This window comes from Streptomyces melanogenes, from assembly GCF_014649795.1.
Classification (GTDB): Bacteria; Actinomycetota; Actinomycetes; order Streptomycetales; family Streptomycetaceae; genus Streptomyces; species Streptomyces noboritoensis.
Map to the genome: position 1 here is coordinate 1 of NZ_BMTS01000029.1, position 21,520 is coordinate 21,520.

21 protein-coding genes and 1 pseudogene are annotated in these 21,520 nt (G+C 70.8%); 17 read left to right on the plus strand and 5 right to left on the minus strand.

Annotated elements, in window-relative coordinates; all coding sequences use genetic code 11:
• Window positions 1-270, plus strand: a pseudogene (locus IE252_RS36885) (5-methyltetrahydropteroyltriglutamate--homocysteine methyltransferase); the annotation flags it as partial.
• A 397-nt stretch (window positions 271-667) separates the two neighbouring features.
• Here the strand turns inward: IE252_RS36885 and IE252_RS36890 are convergent.
• Window positions 668-1,315 (minus strand): HAD-IA family hydrolase, encoded by a 648-nt coding sequence (locus IE252_RS36890; RefSeq protein WP_190093848.1) that lies wholly within the window; start codon window positions 1,313-1,315, stop codon window positions 668-670.
• A 78-nt stretch (window positions 1,316-1,393) separates the two neighbouring features.
• On the opposite strand from IE252_RS36890, the gene IE252_RS36895 reads away from it, so the two are divergent.
• Window positions 1,394-2,050 (plus strand): M15 family metallopeptidase, encoded by a 657-nt coding sequence (locus IE252_RS36895; protein ID WP_190093849.1) that lies wholly within the window; start codon window positions 1,394-1,396, stop codon window positions 2,048-2,050.
• A 67-nt stretch (window positions 2,051-2,117) separates the two neighbouring features.
• Here IE252_RS36895 and IE252_RS36900 read toward each other — a convergent pair whose 3' ends face one another.
• Entirely contained in the window at window positions 2,118-2,939 is an 822-nt protein-coding gene (locus tag IE252_RS36900) for a sigma-70 family RNA polymerase sigma factor (protein ID WP_229849044.1), read from the minus strand.
• 245 nt (window positions 2,940-3,184) lie between these two features.
• Here IE252_RS36900 and IE252_RS36905 point away from each other — a divergent pair, with 245 nt between their 5' ends.
• The 3 genes from IE252_RS36905 to IE252_RS36915 all read left to right on the plus strand — a co-directional run bounded on the left by IE252_RS36905 (window position 3,185) and on the right by IE252_RS36915 (window position 6,147).
• Window positions 3,185-3,949, plus strand: a complete 765-nt coding sequence (locus tag IE252_RS36905; protein ID WP_190093851.1) for an SDR family oxidoreductase — start codon at window positions 3,185-3,187, stop codon at window positions 3,947-3,949.
• Between the two features lie 76 nt (window positions 3,950-4,025).
• A complete protein-coding gene (locus IE252_RS36910; protein ID WP_190093852.1) occupies window positions 4,026-5,576 on the plus strand; it encodes a helix-turn-helix domain-containing protein in 1,551 nt (516 codons plus the stop codon).
• A gap of 1 nt (window position 5,577) precedes the next feature.
• Entirely contained in the window at window positions 5,578-6,147 is a 570-nt protein-coding gene (locus IE252_RS36915) for a transcriptional regulator (RefSeq protein ID WP_190093853.1), read from the plus strand.
• A gap of 50 nt (window positions 6,148-6,197) precedes the next feature.
• On the opposite strand, the gene IE252_RS36920 is transcribed toward IE252_RS36915, so the two are convergent.
• Window positions 6,198-6,605 carry a TIGR03618 family F420-dependent PPOX class oxidoreductase gene (locus tag IE252_RS36920; protein ID WP_229849038.1) on the minus strand — a complete coding sequence of 136 codons (408 nt, stop codon included), beginning with the start codon at window positions 6,603-6,605 and terminating at the stop codon, window positions 6,198-6,200.
• A 1,304-nt stretch (window positions 6,606-7,909) separates the two neighbouring features.
• Between IE252_RS36920 and IE252_RS36925 the strand changes: the two genes are divergently transcribed.
• The 10 genes from IE252_RS36925 to IE252_RS36970 all read left to right on the plus strand — a co-directional run bounded on the left by IE252_RS36925 (window position 7,910) and on the right by IE252_RS36970 (window position 17,974).
• On the plus strand, window positions 7,910-8,131 hold the full coding sequence (locus tag IE252_RS36925; protein WP_190093854.1) for a hypothetical protein: 222 nt from the start codon (window positions 7,910-7,912) through the stop codon (window positions 8,129-8,131).
• A 9-nt stretch (window positions 8,132-8,140) separates the two neighbouring features.
• Entirely contained in the window at window positions 8,141-8,665 is a 525-nt protein-coding gene (locus IE252_RS36930) for a hypothetical protein (protein WP_190093855.1), read from the plus strand.
• Window positions 8,666-8,786: 121 nt separating this feature from the next.
• Complete coding sequence (locus tag IE252_RS36935) at window positions 8,787-10,118, plus strand: S1 family peptidase (protein ID WP_190093856.1); 1,332 nt, start codon at window positions 8,787-8,789, stop codon at window positions 10,116-10,118.
• A 333-nt stretch (window positions 10,119-10,451) separates the two neighbouring features.
• Window positions 10,452-11,642 carry a sensor histidine kinase gene (locus tag IE252_RS36940; protein WP_190093857.1) on the plus strand — a complete coding sequence of 397 codons (1,191 nt, stop codon included), beginning with the start codon at window positions 10,452-10,454 and terminating at the stop codon, window positions 11,640-11,642.
• Window positions 11,639-12,295, plus strand: coding sequence for a response regulator (locus IE252_RS36945; protein WP_190093858.1), 657 nt, complete (start codon window positions 11,639-11,641; stop codon window positions 12,293-12,295). Before IE252_RS36940 ends, IE252_RS36945 begins: the two co-directional genes overlap by 4 nt.
• A gap of 265 nt (window positions 12,296-12,560) precedes the next feature.
• Entirely contained in the window at window positions 12,561-13,877 is a 1,317-nt protein-coding gene (locus IE252_RS36950) for a DUF1996 domain-containing protein (RefSeq protein ID WP_308434598.1), read from the plus strand.
• Between the two features lie 37 nt (window positions 13,878-13,914).
• Complete coding sequence (locus IE252_RS36955; RefSeq protein ID WP_190093860.1) at window positions 13,915-15,006, plus strand: SCO0930 family lipoprotein; 1,092 nt, start codon at window positions 13,915-13,917, stop codon at window positions 15,004-15,006.
• A gap of 27 nt (window positions 15,007-15,033) precedes the next feature.
• Window positions 15,034-15,567: a hypothetical protein gene (locus IE252_RS36960; RefSeq protein WP_190093861.1), complete on the plus strand. Its 534-nt coding sequence runs from the start codon at window positions 15,034-15,036 to the stop codon at window positions 15,565-15,567.
• A 182-nt stretch (window positions 15,568-15,749) separates the two neighbouring features.
• Entirely contained in the window at window positions 15,750-16,526 is a 777-nt protein-coding gene (locus IE252_RS36965; protein ID WP_190093862.1) for a hypothetical protein, read from the plus strand.
• Complete coding sequence (locus IE252_RS36970; protein ID WP_190093863.1) at window positions 16,523-17,974, plus strand: NADH-quinone oxidoreductase subunit NuoF family protein; 1,452 nt, start codon at window positions 16,523-16,525, stop codon at window positions 17,972-17,974. Before IE252_RS36965 ends, IE252_RS36970 begins: the two co-directional genes overlap by 4 nt.
• Before the next feature lie 33 nt (window positions 17,975-18,007).
• Here the strand turns inward: IE252_RS36970 and IE252_RS36975 are convergent, their stop codons facing one another.
• On the minus strand, window positions 18,008-18,421 hold the full coding sequence (locus tag IE252_RS36975; RefSeq protein ID WP_190093864.1) for a hypothetical protein: 414 nt from the start codon (window positions 18,419-18,421) through the stop codon (window positions 18,008-18,010).
• Window positions 18,422-18,630: 209 nt separating this feature from the next.
• Window positions 18,631-19,671 (minus strand): RNA polymerase sigma factor, encoded by a 1,041-nt coding sequence (locus IE252_RS36980; RefSeq protein WP_190093865.1) that lies wholly within the window; start codon window positions 19,669-19,671, stop codon window positions 18,631-18,633.
• Window positions 19,672-19,979: 308 nt separating this feature from the next.
• Here IE252_RS36980 and IE252_RS36985 point away from each other — a divergent pair, with 308 nt between their 5' ends.
• Window positions 19,980-20,390, plus strand: a complete 411-nt coding sequence (locus IE252_RS36985) for an ATP-binding protein (protein WP_190093866.1) — start codon at window positions 19,980-19,982, stop codon at window positions 20,388-20,390.
• 215 nt (window positions 20,391-20,605) lie between these two features.
• Window positions 20,606-21,286: a DUF4142 domain-containing protein gene (locus IE252_RS36990; RefSeq protein ID WP_190093907.1), complete on the plus strand. Its 681-nt coding sequence runs from the start codon at window positions 20,606-20,608 to the stop codon at window positions 21,284-21,286.
• Window positions 21,287-21,520 lie beyond the last annotated feature (234 nt).

The window sequence follows — 21,520 nt, forward strand, 5'->3', positions numbered from 1 at the left end:
GCGATGGTGCGCGACCACGTGAAACCCAACCAGCGCGTCTTCATCGGAGTGACCGATCCCATCAACCCCGAAGTGGAGACACCGGAAGAGGTACGGGACCGGGTCCTGGAAGCCGCGCAATACATCCCGGTGAATCAGCTCGGTACCTGCGACGACTGCGGGTTCGCCCCCTTCGCCGACGACCAGTCGACTCCCCGGGACACCGCATTCGCCAAGATCAGGGCGCGGGTCGAAGGAACTCGAATGGCCGCGGAGCGCCTCGGGATGTAGGTGTCGCACCGTCACGGACTCCCGAATACACGTAAAGACGGAAAGGGAACAGGTAGTTTCTGATGGAAGTTCTTCGTAAGATCACAGCCATCGGCGTGATGGTGGCCGGGGGGATGTTGGCCACCGCGCCGGTGGCGTCGGCTGACGCCGAGTCGGCCCTGGCGGGCCCGGCAGGCGCTGTGGCGCTGGGAGGAGGGCTGGTAGGCAGCGTCGTCGGCATGCAGAGTGAGGTAGCCAGTGCGACCGTCAAGCAGACCGCTGCGGGAGTTCCCGCTGTGCTGCCCCTCCTGACCGAGCCAGTCCGCTCCCACTGAGGGTCTCCAGCTCGACTCTTTCGCAACGGCCCGCCGGTACTTCGGCGGGCCGCTTCGTACAGCTTGTAACGGGCCCCCGCCGGTCAGTTGACGGTAATTCCCAGGCCGGTAGCCGTGACCCGTACGGATACGGCGGTGAGGTCGGTGACCGTCGCGTCCGCGTCGAGTTCGTGGGGCTTGTGGGTTCTGGCGAGGGCGAGGGTCTTCATTCCGGCGGCGCGGGCCGAGGTCAGGCCCGCGGGGGCGTCCTCGACGGCCAGGCAGCGGGCCGGGGTGACGCCGAGGCGCTCGGCGGCCAGGAGGAACGGCTCGGGGTGGGGCTTGTGGTGGGTGATGTCGTCGACCGTGATCAGGTGGGCGGGGTGGATGCCGACCTGGGCGAGCCGGGCCTCGGCCACGCGCCGGGTGCCGGACGTCACCACGGCCCAGCGGTCCGGCGGGAGCGCGGCGAGGAGTTCGGGCGCGCCCGGTACGGGCACCACGCCGCCCCCGACCGCGTCCGCGACCTCGGCGTCCTCCAGCCGCGCCACGGCCTCGGCGACCTGCGCGGCGGGCAGCAGCTCGGCCACGATCGCGGCAGCCGGCCGCCCGTGCACCTCGACGCGGGCGACGTCCTCAAGCGTCATGCCGTACGCCTCGGCCCAGCTCGTCCACGCGCGTACGACCGAGCGCATGCTGGAGACGAGCGTCTCGTCGCTGTCGAAGAGGAGGGCGTCGGCTGAGAAGTGCATGATCGGGGAGCGTAGTCGGTGGGTCGGTGCAGGTCGTGCAGGGGATGGCTGTCCTCGGTGGTGCGCGAGGATCTCGTCATGACTGAGATCATCTTGATGTCGGATCCGAGGGTCGCGCGCGTGGGTGTCGAGGAGTGCGGCGACCGTCTGGTGAGCGTGCACCGGACCGCTCCGCTCCTGGTCGACGAGCGCAAGCAGCAGGATTCCGGGGGCGCCTTCGCGTACGTACGACAGGGGGTGCTCGACCGGCTGCTCGAAGCGCAGGCTCTGCTGCCTGACGGGCTGCGGCTGCTGTACGTCGAGGGGTATCGCCCGCCGTCGTTGCAGCGCCACTACTTCGACGAGTACGCGGCGCGGTTACGCGGCGACCACCCCGACTGGCCCGCCGACCGGATCCGTTCCGCCGCCAGCCGCCACGTCTCTCCGCCGGAGATCGCCCCGCACAGCGCGGGAGCGGCCGTCGACGTCACCCTCGCCGACGCCGAAGGGCGCGAACTGGACCTGGGTACGCGGATGAACGCGACACCGGAGGAGAGCGCGGGGGCCTGCTATACCGGGGCGGAGAACGTCGGTGAAGCCGCTCGTTCGCACCGCCACATCCTGGGCGGCGCGCTGACCCGGGCCGGGCTGGTCAACTACCCCACCGAGTGGTGGCACTGGTCGTACGGCGACCGCTACTGGGCTCTGATGACCGGGGTGGCGTCCGCGCTCTACGGACCGGTGGAGCTGGACTGAGCCCGAAGCCATGTCCCTCGGCCCCGACTCTCGTGGAGTCGAGTCGGGGCCGGGGGAGCGGTCGCCGTCAGGCGTCGGCCACCGCGATCTCCAGTTCGCGCAGGCTGGCCGGTTCCGCGATGACGTCGATCTCGGTGATCGTGTCGTCGGTGTACGTGAAGCGGAGGGCCACGCGCAGGCGGCCGTAGGGGGCCATCGTGAGGCCGGGGGTGCCGTCGACCAGGGCCACTCCGGTGAAGCGGGCGCGGCCGATCGCGGCCATCGCGGCCTTGGCGACCGTGACGGCGCCGCCGAGGAAGATGGGCTCGGGGGAGGGGACGACCGACTTGTCGGCGCGCAGGACCACGTCGGGGTGGAGCAGGGTGACCAGGGCCTCGAAGTCCCCGCCGCGCGTGGCGGCCAGGAACGCCTCGGCGACCTGGCGGCGGCGCGACTGGTCGGGGTCGGGCGCGGCGGTGCCGCTCTTGACGCGGCGGCGGGCGCGGCTGGCCAGCTGGCGGGCGGTGGCCGGGGTCTTCTCGATCATCGGGGCGATCTGGTCGAACGGCACGGCGAACATGTCGTGCAGCACGAACGCCAGCCGCTCCGCCGGGCCGAGCGTGTCGAGCACGACCAGCAGCGCGTGCCCGACCGAGTCGGCCATGACCGCTTCCTGCTCGGGGTCGGGCCGCCCCTCCTCCTGGCCGGGGCCGGTCTCGACGTCCGGGGTCGCCTCGTCCAGCGGGTCCTCGCCCCGGGTGCGGCGGGAGCGGAGCATGTTCAGGCACACCCGGGCCACGACCGTCGTCAACCACCCGCCGAGGTTCTCGACTTCGCTGATGTCGGCGCGGCTCGCGCGCAGCCAGGCGTCCTGGAGGGCGTCCTCGGCCTCGGCGAGCGAGCCGAGCATCCGGTACGCCACCGAGCGCAGATGGGTCCGGTCCTGCTCGAAACGGTCCGTCAGGGTCCGGGTCTGCTCCGGTGTTTGCGCCTGCGTCTGCGTCGGCTCCTGCGTTATGTGCTCGTCCATTGGCCCCATTCCTCCGGTCGCCTTCTTCACGCGCGGTGTGTCTGAGAAGTAGATCACCGCGGACCTGCTCATCTTCCTGGGGGAGTCCCCGTACGTACGTCGATGAGTCGAGGAGCGCAGCAGCGATGGCGTCAACGATCCTGGTCACCGGTGGCACCGGCACGCTCGGCGGCCACGTCGTCCCGCTCCTGCTGGACGCGGGCCACCACGTACGCGTACTCAGCCGGCACGGCCGCGACGACGGCGGCGGTGCCGAGTACGTCGCCGCCGACCTGCTGCGGTCCGACGGGCTCGGGGGCGCGGTCGAGGGCGCCGACACCGTGCTGCACCTGGCGGGCGGGCCCAAGGGCGACGACGAGGCGACCCGCAACCTCGTACGGGCCGCCTCCGGCGCCGGGGTGCGCCACTTCGTCTACATCTCCGTCATCGGCGCGGACCGCGTCCCGCTGGGCTGGTTCGGGACGAAGCTGGCGTCCGAGCAGGCGGTGCGGCTGTCCGGCATCCCGTGGACGGTCCTGCGCGCGGCCCAGTTCCACGACCTGGTCCTGCTGATGGCGCGGAAGATGACCAAGCTGCCGGTCGTGCCCGTTCCGGCGGGCCTGCGCTTCCAGCCGGTCGACTCGCGCGACGTGGCGGACAGGCTGGTGGCGCTGACCCTGGCCGGGCCGTGCGGGCAGGCGCCGGACCTGGCCGGGCCGAAGGTGTACGGGATGGGGGAGCTGATCCGTACGTACCTCCAGGCGCGCGGTACGCGACGGCTGCTGGTGCCGGTGCCCCTGCCGGGCAAGGCGGGGCGGGCGTACCGGGCCGGCGAGAACCTGTCCCTGGACGGGACGGCCGTGCTGGGAGAGCGGACCTGGGAGGCGTTTCTCGCCGAGCGACTAGGCTAGCCGCGCGACTGCGATGTCCTGTGTACGGGCGAGAAGTGAACGTGAACGTGAACGTGAAGGACGGGGTGGTGGGACCGTGAGCGACTTCGACGCGATCGACTCGCTGCTCGCCTCGGTCGGGCCCGAGGCCGCGCTCCCGGCGCCCGAGCAGCGCCTGCGGCTGCGCGAGGCCGCCCGCCTGTCGAAGGCGCAGGTCGCGCGGGCGCTCGGGGTGAGCCCGTCGACGGTCACCGGGTGGGAGACGGGGCGCGACCCGTCGGGTGAGGTGCGTACGCGGTACGCGTATCTGCTGGAGGGGTTGCGGGAGCGGCTGGAGTCGGAGCCGGAGCCGGAACCTGTGGTGGAGCCTGAGACCTCGTCGGTGGATGAGGTGGATGACGCCGGGGACGACGTCGAGTTTCTCGGGTCGCCCGAGCCGTGTGTGTTGTGCGGGCGGCCGGCGCGGCAGCGGGTGGCGGGGTTTGCGCAGCATCTGGATCCGGCGGAGTGCGACGCCGAGGCACCGGCGGCGGCTCCGGCCCGTACCGAGAAGGTGGTCGAGGCCCCGGCGGCTCCGGCCCCGGCGGCTCCGGCCCGTACCGAGAAAGCGGCCGATGCACGGCCGCAGCCCGCAGCGGCGCGCCCCTCGGGAGCCCCGTCCGCCAAACCCTCGACCCGCCGCGCCTTCCAGCCCCCCCGTCCCGAGCCCACCGACCTCGTCACCCACGCCGTACGCGGCGCCCTCGCCGAGCACCACGGGGACATCGAGGCGGCCACCGCCGCGCTGGTCAAGCGGGCGATCCCGGACGCGATGCGGCTGCTGGACGAGTCGCGCAAGGGGGCGCGTTACGACATCATCGCCCACCCCTGGATCCCGGACGTACTGCGCAAGCAGACCGCCAAGGGCGCCGACCAGATCTGGGAGGCGCGCCCCAAGTGGACGCGGCGCGAGCTGCCGCCGGGGGAGCACGAGGTGACGGCGCTCGACATCAACGGCGCGTACCTGTCGGCCCTGAAGACCCACCTCCCGCTCGGGCAGCTGGAGCACTCCACCGGCTTCGCGCACGACCGGCGCCGGGCGGGCGTCCACCTGATCACACCGCCGGTGTGGGAGCACGAGGACGTCCTGCCGAACCCGATCGGCAACCGCGACGAGCCCGGCCCGCTGTGGGTGACCGAGCCGACCCTGCGCCTGCTGCAACGCCTGTCGGGGCCGAAGTACGGCTTGTGCGAACCCCCCGAGATCCACGAGTCGTTCACGTCCGGGGCGACGGAGAACCTGCTGGAGAAGTTCCGTATCGCCCTCAAGGACGCCCGTGACGCGGCGATCGCGGACGGGGACGAGGTGACACTGGAGTACGTGAAGGCGATGTACTCCAAGTTCGTCTCCACCATGGGGGAGTCGAACTACAACCGCGAGCTGTACCGTCCGGACTGGATGCACATCATCCGCTCCCAGGCGTTCGCCAACCTCTGGATGAAGGCGTACAAGGCGCACGACGAGGGTTTGGCGGTGGTACGGGCGATGGGCACCGACGAGCTCCATGTCATCGGCGACTGGCGCGGGGTGTTCGCGGAGGGGCGGGGTGTGACGGAGGTCAAGGTCAAGGACACGTATACCGCTGGCGCGGTGGGCACGGAGGACTGAAGTGCCGGAGCAGAACCTTGAGTTCGGCAAGTACGGGGCCCGAGGTATCAAGGGCAGTGAGGCCGTGTCCCGGGTCCTGGACTCGCTGGCGGGCGGCATCGCGACGCCGGTGACGGTGAGGCGAGGCCTGATGGCGCGGCTGCACTACTTGACGCGTACGCCGCATGCGTGGGCCGCCGCGCGGGAGGCGGGGCTGACGGTGACCGACCGTACGGTCAAGGCGTGGCTGGAGGGGCGCCGGGGTCCGTCGCGGGCGAACCTGGAGCGGATCGACACGGCGTACTGGACGGTCCGCCGCCACAACGTGGCCCGCCACCTGCTGCGCCGCCTCAACTCGGCGGGCGGCACACGGGTGGAGCTGCACCCCCTGAACCAGTCCCAGGTGCCGCGTCCGCGTCAGCGGGTGGTGGAGTACCGGGCGCTGAACGTACGCCGGTGGGACCGCATCGTGGAGGCTTGGGCGGCGGCGGACGCGGAGGCGCTGGACGGGGCGTGGACGGATGTGATCGAGGATCTGGGGTCGCAGTGGGGGCAGTATGAGTATGTGACGAATGTGGGGTTCGCGGCGTAGCGGGTTTGGGCCCGGGGGTTGCTCGACGTCCATCGCTCGCTCGCTCGCTGTCACTGGGCCGTGCCGGCCAGCAGCCATCGGCGTACGCGCACTTCCATCAGCACGCGCCTGGTTCCGGGGCGGGTGGGGGCGGATACGTCCCACCCGTACTTCCGCTCGAAGGCGGTCACGACCTCGTAGGGGAAGCCGTCCTCCTGGATCAGTGTGGCGTCTCCTTCGGCGACGACCGGGAACCGGCCGTCCTCCAAGGCCAGGGATACGCGCGGCTCCTTGCGGAGGTTTCTGACCTTGACGGAGGTGGCGTCCGTTCCGATCCACCAGCGGGATTCCTGGTAGACGAACCAGACGGGCGTGACGTGGGCGGAGCCGTTCGGACGTACGGTGCATAGCCAGACGTTCTTATCCTCGGCGAGGCGTTGGCGGATGGCGGGTTCTGGGTCATTGACAAGATCACTCACGCCACTATCCGAGCAGCGGGCGTGGGGAAGCGCATCGGGCGAGGGTTCGGACGATCGGCTTAGGTTGCTTGGCCCGGCTGGATTACGACTGCCGTCTTTCTTCGCTGCCTCCGGGAACGCCGCCGGGTTATCACGCCGTGATAACTGGCCGGAGGGGGAGGGCTGTTGCCTGGCGGGGGAGGCGGCCGTCATCGAGACGTTCGCGCCGGCCTCGGCCTGGGGTGATCGCGCCTCGCTGAGGGAGCGCGCGTGATGCAATGCGCCAAGAAGACAGGGAAGTTCTCCCATGGACCCGACGTGATGCTTGGCCCCGCTCCATGCTGAGTTCAGGACATGAGCCGGGGGACTACATGGTTGGCATCCGGAACCGCCTCAGCCGCTTGCACCGATGGCAGACACTGGTAGCCGCGGTCGTGGCGCTGCTCGGCGCCGTCATCGTGGCTTTGATCGGCAATGCGAGCGACCATACTTCGGCCAATGCCGGACGGAGCACGGCGCCCCCGCCGGTTGAGGGTCCGCCGAGCAACTCAACGGACTCTGTTCATCAGCTGTCCCTGAGTTTCACGTCGTGGACCGAAACGACGGTCCACCCGCCCGCCAAAGAGTTCGACTTTGTCGGACAGGTCACCGGGCTGCCGATGCGCTGGGACGTCTACGTGGTGGCCAAGATCGCCAGCCCTGCTCAAGCTGCCCAGCAGCGTGGAGGGTCAGCTTCTCGTTCGCCAGGATCGTGGATGGTCTCCCCCAAGGCGACGCGGGCACAGGACGGCCGGTGGCATGTTCGCTGGCGCATCGACAACCCTCCCTCCAAGGTGACATGGGTCGCAGTCGTCTTCGACGACACGCCCGCCCCCGGCACCGACTCCGGCAACGCCCCCATCGAGTCTGCTCCGCCAACGGACACATCAAGGCCGACCCCGTCATCTCCCGCATCGAGGCCAACCACGCCGCTCGACAACTTGCGCCACTGGGGTCCGACCGCTCTAGGAGTCAGGGCTACCGCCAGCCCTCAGAACTCACACAGTTGACCAAGCCAGGAAGGCTCGTTCGTCGCGGGCATGCGTCCGCTGTCGGCGGCCTGTGCTGGTCGGGAAGCGCCGAATGGGCCGCCACGGTCGACCAGCTGCCCTCGCGCGCAGCCGCCGAAATCGCCGTTCCCGGTGTACAAGCACGCTACGAGGAACGCGACGGCACCCGGACCGCCTACCTCGCCCACACGGCGCTCGCGCCAGGATCTCGCCCGACGGCGTGATCCTCTCGTGAGGCAAGTGGGAGGCCACCCTTGGCGACCGAGAGGGCAGCCCATGACCTCGCAGCGCCCCGACCTCGCCGACGAGTTGCTGCGCCGCAGCGCGGCCGATCAGCATGCCCGTGGTGTCCGCGCGCACGGCAACGTCGCCCCGGATCTCGAAGCCATGCGCACAGTTGACGCGGAGAACACCCCCGCGCTCAAGCGCGCGGTCCGCGCCCCGGCCGGTCGGGGCAACCGGATCGATCCGTTCCCGCCAACCCCCACCCCCCGGTAGCGTCGTGGCATGAGCGCACACCGGGCGGTCGCGGAGGAGCCCTGGCAGGGCTGGGGTGCCAGTGGGGCGGCGTGGGCCGCTTACGGGGAGCATCTGGGGCGGGTGGCCGAGCTCGTTCCCGCGTTGGTGTACCGGTATGTCATGGACCGCCTTTCCCTGGCGGCGGCCCATGTGGGCGGGGCGACGGAGGTGTTGCGGAGCGAGGCGTTCGGGGTGGCGCTGGAGTGCCGGGACGATCTGCTGGAGAGCGGGGTCGTTCTGGATGTTCTTGCCTTGTGCCAGGTGCCTGGTGGGTATTTGCCTCGGCCGTACCGGGAAGTGGCCGGGGGGCCGCCCGCCGGGGACGAGCTTCGTACCGACTCCTCGGACCTCGCGGACGAGTTGGTGCGGTACGACCTGCGGCACGGCACCAGTGTCACCGGCGCGCTGCCGTCAGCGCTCGGGGACGGGTGTCAGGACTGCGAACGCGACGCCGTACGGGCCTACTTGCGCCGGGAGTGGTTCGCCGCCGAGCGGGGCCGGTCGGCCGGCTGAGGATCCGCCGTGGGGCGGACGCCTGCGACGATCGGCCGGTATTGGCTGGTTCCGTAGCTGACGAGCGGTTCCCCTCTCCGCTCGTCTCCCACTCAGTCGCGGGCGGAGTCGGTCAGTCGGTATGAAGCATCGCAGGAAGATCAATCGCTCGCTGGTGGGACTCTTCGCGGCGTTGGGCGTCGGCGGGGGTACGGCGGCGGCCTTGAGCGCGGCCTACGCGGACGCACCGCTGATCATCGGCGGGCAGCCCGCTGCGGAAACGTACTCCTTCATGGGGTCGTTGCAGGTCAACGGGCAGCACAGCTGCGGTGCCACGCTCGTTGGCCCGCACGTCATGGTGACGGCGAAGCACTGTGTGGTGGGGCCGCCCCCCGGTTCCATGACGGTACGTATCGGGTCCAACGACCGCGCCGCCGGTGGCACCCTCGCCCAGGTCGCCAGGACGGTGCCCTACGGCGGCTCGAAGGACCTGCGCGGCAGTGACATCGCGCTGCTGATCCTGGCCCGCGACGTACCGAACACGCCCGTCGCCATCGCTCCGGCCGCGCCGAAGGCGGACGCGGAGCTGCGGCTGATCGGGTGGGGTCAGGACAAGTGCCCCGTCAAGGGCTGCCAGCCGGAGCCGCCGCGTCGGCTGAAGATGCTGAACACCGCGGTCAAGTCCGCTGGTTCGTGCGGCAGCACCTTCGTGGCGGGCAAGGAGCTGTGCGTCGGCGGGACAGCGAGCGACACCGCCTGCTTCGGTGACTCGGGCGGTCCCGCGCTCGTCAAGAATGCCGACAAGTGGCAGTTGGTGGGGGCTACGAGCAGGGGTACGGGGGACAAGCCGGAGGACGAAACACGCTGCGACACCGGCAACGCGATCTACGCGGACGTCACTGTCTTCCGGGACTGGGTGCGGCAGAACTCCCGGGGTGGGCCGGGAGGTGCGCCCGGAGGGGGTGGGCCCGGAGGTGGACCCGGCCTTCCGGGCGGGATGCCCGGTGGGGCGCCGGGCGGTGGTGGTATGCCGGGGTTCCCCGGGCATGGGCCTGGCGGAATGCCTGGCGGAATGCCCGGTGGGATGCCTGGTGGTGCGGGCGGCGGAGGTATGCCGGGCGGTGGCGGTGGCGGTGGCGGTGGCGGTGGCGGTGTGCCGGGGCCTCCTGGCATGCCCAGCGGTCCTGGGGGCATGCCAGGTATGCCCGGCATGCCGAGCGGTCCTGGAGGGTGGCCGGGTGCGCCGGAGCCTCCCTGGATGCCGGGTCCGCCGGGTATGCCCGGTATCCCGGATGGCCCCATCGGGCCGGGCGGTCCCATCGGCCCTATCGGTCCCATCGGACCGGGCATGCCCGGCCTTCCCGGGATGCCGGGCGGCCCCGAAGACCTTCCCGGGATGCCCGGCGGCCCCGAAGGCCCTCCGGGGATGCCAGGCGGTCCCGGGGTCATGCCGGAGATGCCGCCCTTCATCTGACGACCCCTCACCTCTCCCACCCCCCCATCCTCCCCTGATGAACCGGACGGCCGCCCCGCAGAGATCTGTCAGTAACGGACAAATCCCCGCTTTACGGTTCCACTGTTCACTACGCTCCCCTTCGTGGCAGATCTCGTGGAGGCCGGGAAACGTGGGCGCATCTCCGGGGCGCCCACGCCACGGCTGCCTCAACCCCCGTTTACGCGGGGCGTGTAAAGGGTGCCCGGCCTGGAGCCGACGGCGACGACGGATCCGGGATCGGGATCGGGATCGGATCCGGGACTGGGGCCGGGAAGGGCCCCGCGCTCCAAATTCCGCGGCTTCGCCCAGGACGTGGCCCTCGCCGCCGCCACCACCGCCTACTCCTTGCTCGCCCCCCTCGCCCTCGCCCTGACCCCCGCGCCCCCGGCCGGCCCCGGCGCGCCGGTCCCCCACACCTCCCCCCTGGCCGTCGCGGTCTCCGTGGCCGCCTCCGTCTCGCTGCTCCTGCGGCGGCGCCTGCCCCTCATACCCGCCGTACTGGCGACCGCCGCCCTGCTGCTGCACGGGGCGGGCGGCCTCTATCCGATCGCGCTGTACACCCTCGTCGTCCAAGGGCGCTACCGCTGGGCCGGGTTCACCGGCCTCGCCGGTGCCGCGATACCCATCGTGGGCACGGCGGTCGTCCCGCCACCCCCGCCCGGGCTGCCCGCGCCCCCGCTCCCCGTACTGATCGACACCTACGTCCTGGATTACCTCGTCCCCGCGGTCGCCGCCCCCGTACTGATCGCGGCATCGGTCCGTACGTACCGCATGTACCTGGACGTCGCCCGCGACCGCGCCCGCCGCCTGGAGCGGGAGCAGGAACTGTCGGCGCTCAACGCCCGCCTGGAGGAGCGCACCCGTATCGCCCGTGACCTCCACGACGTGGTCGCGCACTACGTCGGGTTGTCGGTCATCCAGGCCGGGGCCCTGGAGATCCGCGCCACGGACGCCCCCGTCGCCGACACCGCCCGGCTTATCGGCGACCTCGGGCGTCGGGCCATGTCCGAACTCCGGGATCTGCTCGACGTGTTGCGCACCGATTCCGACCCCACGGCGCGGGAGCCGGTGCCGGACGCGGAGGTCACCGCCGTCTGGCAGCGCGAAGTGGCGGACCTGGTGCTCCGTACCCAGCAGGCCGGCGCGGCCGTGTCGTGGGAGATGAGCGGCGAGCTCACGCAGGCGGGCGCGGCCGCCAACGACATCGCCTACCGCGTCGTCCAGGAGGGACTCTCCAACTCCCTGCGGCACGCACCCGGTGCCCCGGTCCACTTCACCGTCGCCGCGAGCTCGCGCGACCTGCACGTACGCGTACGCAACGAGGCGGCCACGGACGCGAGTCCGCCGGGTGGACGCCCGCCGAGCGGCGGCTACGGCCTGGTCGGCATGCGCGAGCGCGTCACGGCGATGGGCGGCTCGCTGGTGAGCACCCCGACTTCCGACGCGGGCTTCCTCCTGGAGGCGACCATCCCCACTGGCCCCACCCGAGGGAACAGCCCATGATCCGCGTCCTGCTCGTCGACGACGAGACCCTCGTACGGCAGGGCATCCGGCTGATCCTGGAGGCCTCCGGCGACATCGTCGTCGTCGCCGAGGGCAGCGACGGCTCGCAGGTCGTGGACGCCGTCCGCACGCACCGGCCCGACATCGTCCTCGTCGACATCAACATGCCCCGCGTAGACGGGCTCGCCGCCACCCGTGAGCTGCTCGGCGGGGGAGCGTTCCGCCCGCGCGTCATCGTCCTCACCGCGCACGCGCTCGACGAGCACCTCTACGCGGCGCTCGACGCCGGGGCGGACGGGTTCATCGTCAAGGACATCTCGCCCCACGACCTGATCGCCGCCGTCCGTACCGTGCAGTCGGGCGACGCCCTCATCTCGCCGTCGATGACCCGCCGCCTCATCGACCGGTACGCGTGCTCCACCGCGGTACGCGCCAACCGCGCCCAGGAACAGCTGGACCGGCTCTCCGGCCGGCAGCGCCGCACCCTCGCGCTGCTCGCCCGCGGTCTGTCGAACGCGCAGATCGGCGTCGAGCTCGGCATCACCGAGTCCCGCGTCAAGGCCCAGGTCAGCGAACTCCTGGGCGCCCTCGGTGTGGCGAACAGGGTGCAGGCGGCCACGCTCGCCTGCACCGCCGGGCTGCTCGACTCATGAGCCCTGCCCGTGCGCCGAGAACCCCCTTGGCAATCCAAAGACAACCGGACGCATTCTTTGTCCAATTCGAACGGACCGCTGGTCTCCGCATGTCCATGCTTTATTGTCATCCTTGTCCTGAGCGTGTCGCTGATTTACGGGACCGTGCTACCTGCAGGTGTGTCGAGTGCGAATCGCCACAGATTAGGAGAGCGGCATGCGGCGTGGTCGTCGATATCGATATCGAAATCGGTCTCAGCGTGGGAAGTGGATTCCCCTTCTCGCCGTGGCGGGGCTCGTGGGGTCGGGGGCCATGGTCGCCGTATCGAACTACGAGGACGGTTCGTCCGGCCTGGTGGCGCTCGCCAGCACCCTTCAGTGCCCTGACCTCACCGACAGCCTCAGCCAGGTGTCGGGCGCGGACCAGCGCGTGGTCGACGAGAGTGTCGCCCTCCTGGACGTGCAGGTCGGCAGCGCCTACGACCGCCTCCAGAAGACTCCGGTCGCCAAGCGCGACGCCCTGGTGAACGACCTCTACGCCCAGCGCATGCCGGTGCTCACGCGGATCTCCGACGCCTTGGCCCGGTCTTCCTCGCCTCCCATGGACCCGAAGCAGATGGCGTCCTGCAAGGTCGTCACGGCATCGAGCGAGGCCGACAGCATCGTTTCCCTGCGGGGGCGCGGCGGCGGTAAAGGGAAGAACGCCAAGGGGGGCCGGGGTCTCTCTCGCCAGGATTTCGCGGACATTACCCAGGTCCGCCCCGATGGCGGGAGCAAGGGGGATAAGCAAAAGGCATCCGGCGGCGGACAATTCACATCCGAGTGCGGTCGTAATGAAAACGGTCATTCGAATCCCGACAACGTCATCGTGGCGCCCGGTGTGAGCAATGGCGCGCACCACATGCACGACTATGTGGGCAACCTGGAAACCGGCGCGTTCTCCTCGGACAACAAACTCGCCGGAGCGGGCACGACCTGCCGCAACGGTGACAAATCGGCGTACTACTGGCCGGTCCTGCGTGTGCTGGACGGCTCGCGCGAGCGCGACGCGAAGGCGCCGGGAGGCGGGCAGGACAAGAACGTCGGCAAGATCCTCCAGCCCGCCGACGTGAAGCTCGTCATGGAGGGGAACCCCGCCGACAACGTGACGGAGATGCCGCCCTTGATGCGGGTCATCACGGGCGACGCCAAGGCCTTCACCGACGGCATCAAGAACGCCAACGCCTCGTGGACCTGTACCGGCTTCGAGGACCGTCGGCTCAAGGACAAGTACCCGATCTGCCCGCAGGGCAGCCGGGTCGAGCGGAACCTCGAATTTCCGAGCTGCTGGGACGGCAAGAACATCGACAGTGCCAACCACCGTACGCACGTGGTGTTCCCGCAGGACGACGGGTCGTGCCAGAAGCGGTTCAAGGCCGTCCCCAAGCTCACCATGCGGCTCGCCTACGACGTTCCCCAGAACGCGTTCTTCGCGATCGACAGCTTCCCGGAGCAGGTGCACAAGCCGGTCACCGACCACGGGGACTTCATCAACGTGATGCCGCAGGACCTGATGCGCAAGGCCGTGAAGTGCATCAACAGCGGCCGCCAGTGCGAGGACTGAGCGGCGGCAGCCGTGCCGCCGAAACGAAAGGGCAGTGATGTTGAGGAAACGCCATCTCCGTGCGGTCGTCACCGGGGCGGTCTCAGCCGTCCTCCTCTTCACGGCGGGGTGCGGCAGCAAGGACTCCGACCCGGCGCCGTCCCTGGCCGTTCCCGCCGCTGGGGCCGGGGCCGGGGGAGCCCCGGGCCTGCCCTCCCTCGGAGGCAGCGCACCCCCCGGCGCTCCTGGCGGTGCTCCCGGTGGCGCCGCGCCCGGTGCCGGCTCGGGCCCCGGCCAACTGGGCATACGCCAGGATGCGGCACTGGGATCCATCGTGACGGACGGGCAGGGCAACACCCTCTACCGGTTCGACAACGACACGCCCCAGCCCCCCAAGTCGAGCTGCGACGGCGACTGCGCCAAGACATGGCCCCCGGTGCCCGCCGACGGTGTGTCCGGCGGGACCGGGATCAAGGCCGCCGACCTCGGTTCGGTCCAGCGCACCGACGGCACCCGGCAGGCGACCCTGGGCGGCTGGCCGCTCTACCGGTACTCGCAGGACGCGCGCCCCGGTGACACCAAGGGCCAGGGGGTCAAGGGCACCTGGTTCGCGTCCACACCCGAGGGCAAGAAGGCCGGTGGCGGAGGAGGCGGCCAGGGCCAGGGCAAGGACAAGAAGCCGCAGGGCTCCGGCGGCATGGGTGACATGGGAGGCTCGGGAGGCGCGGGCTACGCCGATCAGAACCGCCAGCGCGGCGGGTCGTCCGGGGACGGGCGCGGACGCGGCGACAACGGACGCGGCGACAAGGACCTGGTCGTCATCGTCCAGCCGGTCCTCGGACAGATCATCGGGGACGCGAACGGGCGGACGCTGTACCGCAACGGCGGCGGCAGGCAGCAGTCGACCTGCCGGGGCGAATGCCTCAGGAACTGGACTCCGGCCCGCGCCGTGGACCCTTCGCGGGTCAGCGGCATCGACGTCAAACTGATCACCAGTGTGCCGCGCTCCGACGGAACCCTCCAGCTCGTCATCAACGGAGAGCCCATGTTCACGTTCAACGGTGACCGGCGGTCCGGGGACGCCAACGGACAGGGCCTCCACCGCTGCTGGTCGGCGGTCGGACAGGGCGGCAACGGCCTGCTCAAATAGCGCACTCGGCGACGGAGGCGGCACACCATGAAGCGTCTGGTCGTCCTGACCGCCTGTCTGGTGGTGGCACTGGGTTCGCTGGGCCTCTCGGTCCATGAGGACTTCGTGGGCGAGGAACAGGAGGAGCCTCCGCCGACCGAGAAGATCGCCGCGGCCATCGGCTGCACGCTCGATACGGCGGTGACCGCCGAGGAACTGCACGAGGCGGCCTGCGCGGCCAAGGGGACCCAATACCGGGTGATGAGCTTCGCCACCCGCGAGGGCGAACAGGTGTGGCTGGACGAGGCGGAGGCGTACGGCGGCACCTACCTGGTGGGGCCGCGGTGGGTCATCGTCTGCCAGCCCGAGGGCGCGACCGAGGCACTGAAGGCGAAGCTCGGGGGCGAGTTGCAGAAGGCGCCCTCCCACGGCGCTGCCCACGCGGACCCCCACGGCACCGGTCAGCCGCATACGGAACCCCACGAGAGCGGGCACCCCACGGCCTCCCACGGGACCGCGCCCCACGCCGATCCCAGCGCCGAGCCCCACGAGAGCGCACACGGGCAAACCCCGGCCCACTGACCGGCCGCCCGCCCAGATCACCTCGACCCACGACCGTCTTGTGCGGGCAGCCCCTTGCGGGCACCGCACCCGTATGACCCGAAGGACCAAGCCCTATGCCCCCCAGTCAGCGTTCCCGACCCCGCGGCGGGTCGGCCGGGCCTCCCGAGACGGAGGCGATCAGAGACGCCGTGGCCCGGCGCATGAGCCTGCTGCCCGGCGTTGGGCTCCTGGTCGTCGCGGCGCTCGCCACCCTGTTCGTCACCGCCGTGCAGTTCTCGCCCCTCATCCAGGACTTCCTCGACTTCGGCGCCGGAGTGCTGGCCCTGGTCTCCCTCACCTCGGCGGTCATGTGGGGCCTGCTGGCCCCCGACCGCACACTCCTCTACTCCGAACACCGGTTGTTCACCCAGCGCGTCCACCGCGTGCTCGCGGTCGCCGGGCTCGCCTTCCTCGCCCTGCACATCTGGATCAAGGTCGCCCGCGACCGGACGTCGGCCTCGGCGGCGGCCCTGCCGTTCACCGACTCCACGCAGCCCGTCCTCGTCGGACTGGGCACGCTGGCCGGCTACACGTTCGTGGGAGTGGCCCTCACCGGGGCGGCGCGCAGCGCGTTCACCTCCCCGCAGCGGTCCCGGCAGTGGCGGGTGCTGCACATGGCGGCCTACCTCGGCTGGGGCGCGGCGCTGCTCCACGGGCTGAAGGCGGGGCGCGAGGCGGCCGACTGGGTGACGTTCTCGTACACCGCCTGCGTCGCACTCGTCGCCGTCGTCCTGCTGCTGCGGCTGCGGGCCGGGACCGGGCTCGACGGGCAGAAGCAGCCGCGGCGCGAGGCGCGGGCAGCGCCGCCGTCGGCGGCGCCGCCCCAGCAACAGACGCCCGCCTACCCGCCGCCCTCGGCGGTACGGGGCCCGGCTCCCGGCAGCACCCCCACGCAGGGGGTTCCCTCGCGTCTGGTCTACGAGAGGCGGTCGGAATGAGCCTCGTCCAGCCCGACATCATGTCCTTCGGGCCTCCCACCCTGCTCGCGGGACTGGAGAACGCGGAGCGGATGGACCGCGACCAGCACCTGGACGCCCACGGGCCGCTGAGGCTGCTGCGCACCGACGACCTCGTGGAGCTGGCGACCGCCATCGACCTGCGGGGCCGTGGCGGCGCGGGATTCCCCTTCGCCCGCAAACTCCAGGCCGTGATGAAGTCGGCGGAGGGCGGCACCGTCAAACCCGCCGTGATCGTGAACGGCAGTGAGGGGGAGCCGAGTTGCCTCAAGGACACGGCGCTGCTGCTGCGCACCCCGCACCTGGTGATCGACGGGGCGGAGCTGGCGGCGGCGGCCATCGGCGCGGACCAGGTCGTCATCGGGGTGACCCGCCCCGACGTCGAGAAGGCGCTTCTCGACGCGCTGTCCGAGCGGGGCCCTTCCGTCATCGACATCGCGGCCGAACGGCTGCCGGAGCGCTTCGTCACCGGTGAGAGCACCGCCATGACCAACGGCCTCAACAACGGCCCGGCGCTGCCCACCGGGCGCAAGGTCCGCACCAGTGAGCGGGGCCTGGACGGTGTGCCGACGCTGTTCTCCAACACGGAGACGTTCGCCCAGCTGGCCGTGGCCTCCCGGCTCGGCGCGGCGGGCTACCGCAGGACGGGTCTGGACGAGGAGCCGGGGACCGTGCTGCTGACCATGTCCGGTGCCCTCGTGGTGGAGTGCCCGACCGGCGTCCCGCTCAACTACGTGCTGGAGATGTGTGGCATGGCGGCCGGGCAGGGGGTGCTGGTCGGCGGCTACCACGGCCTGTGGCTCGACCCGGTCGCGGCGCAGAAGGCGCTGGTCTCCCGGGAGTCCATGAAAGCGCTGGGGGCCAGGCTCGGCGCCGGGGCCGTGCTGCCGGTGCCCGAGGACACCTGTCCCCTGGGTGAGGTCGCGCGGGTGGCCCGGTGGATGGCCGACCAGTCGGCCCAGCAGTGCGGCCCGTGCGTGTGGGGGCTCGCCCGGCTCGCCGACGAGCTGGCGGCGCTCGCGAGCGGCGGCGGACTGCCCGCGTACGACGCGGTGTTCACCCACATCAAGGGGGTCAAGGGGCGCGGCGCGTGCAGCCATCCGGACGGTACGTCCGACTTCGTCGCCTCCGCGATCTCGGTCTTCGAGGACGATGTCGCCCGCCACGTCCAGTCGGACGGCTGCGGGCGGCCCGTCCTGGGCGTGCTCCCGCTGACCAACGAGGAGGAGGCGAAGAACCAGAGCCTGGTGGTGGACTGGACGCTGTGCCGGGGCCACGGACTGTGCGCCGACGTCCTGCCGGACGTCGTCCAGCTCGGCCCCGACTCCTATCCGGTGTCGCCCAGGATGGCGCTGGGGCCGGAGTACGGCGAGGACGCCCTCAAGGCCGTACGGCGGTGCCCGGCGCTCGCCCTGCGCATCGAAGGCTGAACGCGAGCCGGGGCCGGGAGCGGCCCCGGGTTCTCACCCCACGGCGCGGTAGATGTCGATCAGGGTCCGGTACTTCGCGCTCTCCACGAACGGGGTGGGGGTGTAGACCCACCCGCCGATCGACGTGGCCGGGCGCTGCTCCAGATAGGCGTGGACGTCCGCGACCCACCGGTGCACGTCGGCCTGGACGCGCACGTTCCTGCCGAGCTGGACGTCAGCCTCCGTACGGTCCTTGCGCCATTCGCGCCGGGGCAGGCTGTTCGGCCCGATCGTGTAACGGAAGTCGTGCTGGGCGAACGCCTTCCAGGTGTCGTCGGTGGTGACGACGCCCGGCATGTCCGTATGGGCGGGGGAGTAGAAGCTCGTCTGCAGCGCGCAGATCTCGGGGACGTCCGAATGCCTGACGAGTACGCGCGCACGGAGTTTGGTGAAATCCTCGTTGCGCATTCCGGCTATGAGTCGGTAGAGATGGGGATCGAAGACTGCTACCCCAAAAGCTTCCGATGGCGGTGCGGGAATGACGGACACGCTGTTCGCCTCTCTCGGGATCCCGGCGGAAACAATTCCGTACCGAAAATCTTGCCCCTCCGTTGTATCGGACGGATGGTGATCCCGGAAGCGGTCGCCGGAAACTGTACGCGTCGGTGACAAGGCGTTCAGTCGTGCTGTTGCTGAAGATCAATCAGGTCGCTGGTGACCGCCTTTCCGTTTCCCCGGTGCCCGTCCAGCAGGGCGTGGGTGACGACGGCGCCGAGGGTGGCGCCGAGGGCGAATCCGGCGATGGCCAGTCCCACGCGGGTGCGCAGGGCGGCCAGTGGCCCGGTGGCCTTGGTGCCGTGGTCGTAGGCGGTCCTCGCCTGCTGGATCGCCCGTTCCAGGAACGGCGGGTCGGACGGGGGCGAGGTGACGGACGCCTTGAGGACGGGGTATTCGAGGGCCGGCCACCAGCCGAGGAGGTGGCCGGGCAGATGCGCCTCCAGGCGGGCGTCGAGGTGCGCGATGTCCTGGTACGCCTCGTAGCAGCTCTCGCACGCGTAGGCGTGGTGGAGCGGGGCCGGGTAGTTGGGCTGGACCGCCAGGGTCTGGATGGCCTCCCGGCACTCCGGCAGGATGTCCATCCGCCCCAGGTAGAGCGCCATGCGCCCGTACCGCAAGGAGCTCAGGGTGCTGGCGCGGGTGTCCTCGATCGAGGGCTGGGCGATGCCCGTGATCCGCGAGGCGAGCAGCGGCTCGTCCCGGTCGAGGACGGTGTGCCACAGCAGGCAGCGGGTCTCCCGGGAGGACTTCTCCCAGGCGAGCGTGAACTGCTCCCTCTCCTGCAGCGGCCACGGCGCCCCGTCGGCGACCCACTCGCGAAAGCGCGAGGAGAACCCTTCGCCGTCCCGGGCGCACTTGCGTACGGCGATGGTGCGCAGACAGTCCATCAGCTGGAGCCGCAGCGATCCCGCCAGCTGGTCCTTCGGGCGCTCCCCGCCGATGAGGCGCTGGAGCGTCTCGGTGAACGCCTGGAGCGTGAGCTCGTACGCGTCCAGCGAGGTCCGGGCGCAGGTGAGCGCGTAGGCGAATACCGCCGGATAATGCCGGTGGTAGAGCGGTCTGAATTCGGCTGGGTGGCCCGCCCGCACCCGTGACATGAGGATGTCGTCCGGTGCGCGTGCGGTGGCGGAGGTGGATTTCTGGTTCAGCGTCGAAACCATCGGGTTCTCCTCTCGCGCACGGGAACGGCAGCGCGCGGGGCGAGGCGTGGGGACCGGTCACAAATTACAAGGGCGCGGGCCCGACCGCGGCGCAGGGGGAGTGTCTTCGGGGTGCCTCGGTGCGACCCGCTCCCAAGACTGGCTCGCGGCTTCACGGTGCCGCGGCCTTTTGGCAATCCGCGAGCAATGCCGTACGAGAACTGTTCCGGTTTCCAAAAAGGCCTTTACGGGGTGCGTATCGAGGCCGGAGAGTCTGAGGGCCGGCTCTTCCGAACGAAAGGCCCGTGCCGATGGGGCGAGTGAAGGATATGAGCAGCCCCTACACGTTCCGCGTGCCGGGGGGCCGAGGCACAGTGCGCCGCGCACGCCGTCGAGTCGTCGGGGTCGCGCGTGCCAGAAGGTATCCGCTCGACGAGGAGTTGATGTGTTGTCTGGAACTTCTGGCAAGCGAGCTGATAACGAACGCCGTTCAGCACGGCGGGGCGCCGAACGAGGTGTCCGTGTCCTGGACCGGCGCCCGGGTGCGGGTCGAGGTCAGTGACGTCGGCCCCGCCGCCCCGGAGCCGTTGCCTGCGGGCCCGGAGGACGAACACGGCCGGGGGCTCGTGATCGTCGACGCGCTGGCCGACGCCTGGGGGAGGCGGCGCCACCGGCTGGGCAAGGTCACGTGGTTCGAACTGGGCCCCGGGGCCCGCCCCATGGACGCCCGGGGCTACTGAGCCGGCCGGTGACGGGCCCCTGCGCCCGTACGGCCTTGTCGCCATCCCCTTCCAGACTCCCTCGCCTCCCCACGGGCGAGGGGGCCCGGTGCGGCCGTTCGTAGGTGTCGGCCGCACCGGGTGGCCCGAGGGCAGGGACCCGCCAATCCCCCTCTGCCCTCGGGCTTCACGGGCGCGCCGCCGCCCCACCCACCACCGAGGAGGATCCCGTCGTGATGTTCCGCCGCACCACCACGGCCCCCAGGGGGCCCTCCGCCCCCGGCCGTGAACTCCAGATACCCAGGCCCCTGGTGACCGGGATGATCGTCCTGGGCCTGGCGACGACCGTGTCCGCGCTGCTCTTCCCGGTGAAGCCGTTCGCCGAGTCCCGTGAAGGCATCGGCGTCGCGACCGCGTCCGCACTGGCCGACGACGGTCAAGGTGTCGTCAACACGCCCTCGGGGCCGCTCACTCCGGCCGACCGGGAGTTCATGCGCAGGATCCGCCTAGCGGGCCTGTGGGAGAACCCGTCGGGCCAGATGACACAGAGCAAGAGCAGCAACCCTTCGGTGAAGGAGGCCGGCATGCATCTGATCATGGGGCATGCGGACCTGGACCGCACCGTGGTCCAGGACGCCCAGATCCTCAACGTGCCGCTGCCGCAGCAGCCCAACCCGCAGCAGCAGGGGTGGCTGAACCAGATGAACGCCGATCAGGGAGAAGCCTTCGACCGGGACTTCGCCAACCTGCTGCGCAGTGCGCACGGCAAGGTGTTCCCCATCGTCGCGGAGACGCGCGCCAAGACACAGAACACCCTGGTGCGCGCGCTGGCCGACCAGGCGAACAACACCGTCCTCGACCACATCGGCATGCTGGAGAAGACCGGGCTGGTCAACTTCCAGTCCCTGGCCAAATGAGAGGGCCCGACGCTCGCCGGATCCTCTACGAGAAAGTCCGGGCTCCTCGCGGGACGAGACGGACTCTCCACGAGAAGAGGCGGCGGGGTGTCCGGCTGTCGCCGTGGGTGACGGGGTGACCGACGTCATGAGAATCAGCCGGCTTCCTTGGGAAGCCCCGCAGGACAGCGAGTCGCCGCCGTGCGAGCCACTGCCGCCCGTTCCGCCGTACCCCCCCGGAGAGCCGCCGAACCG

Excerpts from the sequence above, each read along its gene's own strand:
- IE252_RS36890 (WP_190093848.1), bottom strand. The coding sequence starts at position 1,315 with ATGCACTTCTCAGCCGACGCCCTCCTCTTCGACAGCGACGAGACGCTC.
- IE252_RS36895 (WP_190093849.1), top strand. The coding sequence starts at position 1,394 with ATGACTGAGATCATCTTGATGTCGGATCCGAGGGTCGCGCGCGTGGGT.
- IE252_RS36900 (WP_229849044.1), bottom strand. The coding sequence starts at position 2,939 with ATGCTCGGCTCGCTCGCCGAGGCCGAGGACGCCCTCCAGGACGCCTGG.
- IE252_RS36905 (WP_190093851.1), top strand. The coding sequence starts at position 3,185 with ATGGCGTCAACGATCCTGGTCACCGGTGGCACCGGCACGCTCGGCGGC.
- IE252_RS36925 (WP_190093854.1), top strand. The coding sequence starts at position 7,910 with ATGACCTCGCAGCGCCCCGACCTCGCCGACGAGTTGCTGCGCCGCAGC.
- IE252_RS36930 (WP_190093855.1), top strand. The coding sequence starts at position 8,141 with ATGAGCGCACACCGGGCGGTCGCGGAGGAGCCCTGGCAGGGCTGGGGT.
- IE252_RS36935 (WP_190093856.1), top strand. The coding sequence starts at position 8,787 with ATGAAGCATCGCAGGAAGATCAATCGCTCGCTGGTGGGACTCTTCGCG.
- IE252_RS36945 (WP_190093858.1), top strand. The coding sequence starts at position 11,639 with ATGATCCGCGTCCTGCTCGTCGACGACGAGACCCTCGTACGGCAGGGC.
- IE252_RS36955 (WP_190093860.1), top strand. The coding sequence starts at position 13,915 with ATGTTGAGGAAACGCCATCTCCGTGCGGTCGTCACCGGGGCGGTCTCA.
- IE252_RS36960 (WP_190093861.1), top strand. The coding sequence starts at position 15,034 with ATGAAGCGTCTGGTCGTCCTGACCGCCTGTCTGGTGGTGGCACTGGGT.
- IE252_RS36965 (WP_190093862.1), top strand. The coding sequence starts at position 15,750 with ATGAGCCTGCTGCCCGGCGTTGGGCTCCTGGTCGTCGCGGCGCTCGCC.
- IE252_RS36970 (WP_190093863.1), top strand. The coding sequence starts at position 16,523 with ATGAGCCTCGTCCAGCCCGACATCATGTCCTTCGGGCCTCCCACCCTG.
- IE252_RS36975 (WP_190093864.1), bottom strand. The coding sequence starts at position 18,421 with ATGCGCAACGAGGATTTCACCAAACTCCGTGCGCGCGTACTCGTCAGG.
- IE252_RS36980 (WP_190093865.1), bottom strand. The coding sequence starts at position 19,671 with ATGGTTTCGACGCTGAACCAGAAATCCACCTCCGCCACCGCACGCGCA.
- IE252_RS36985 (WP_190093866.1), top strand. The coding sequence starts at position 19,980 with ATGAGCAGCCCCTACACGTTCCGCGTGCCGGGGGGCCGAGGCACAGTG.
- IE252_RS36990 (WP_190093907.1), top strand. The coding sequence starts at position 20,606 with ATGTTCCGCCGCACCACCACGGCCCCCAGGGGGCCCTCCGCCCCCGGC.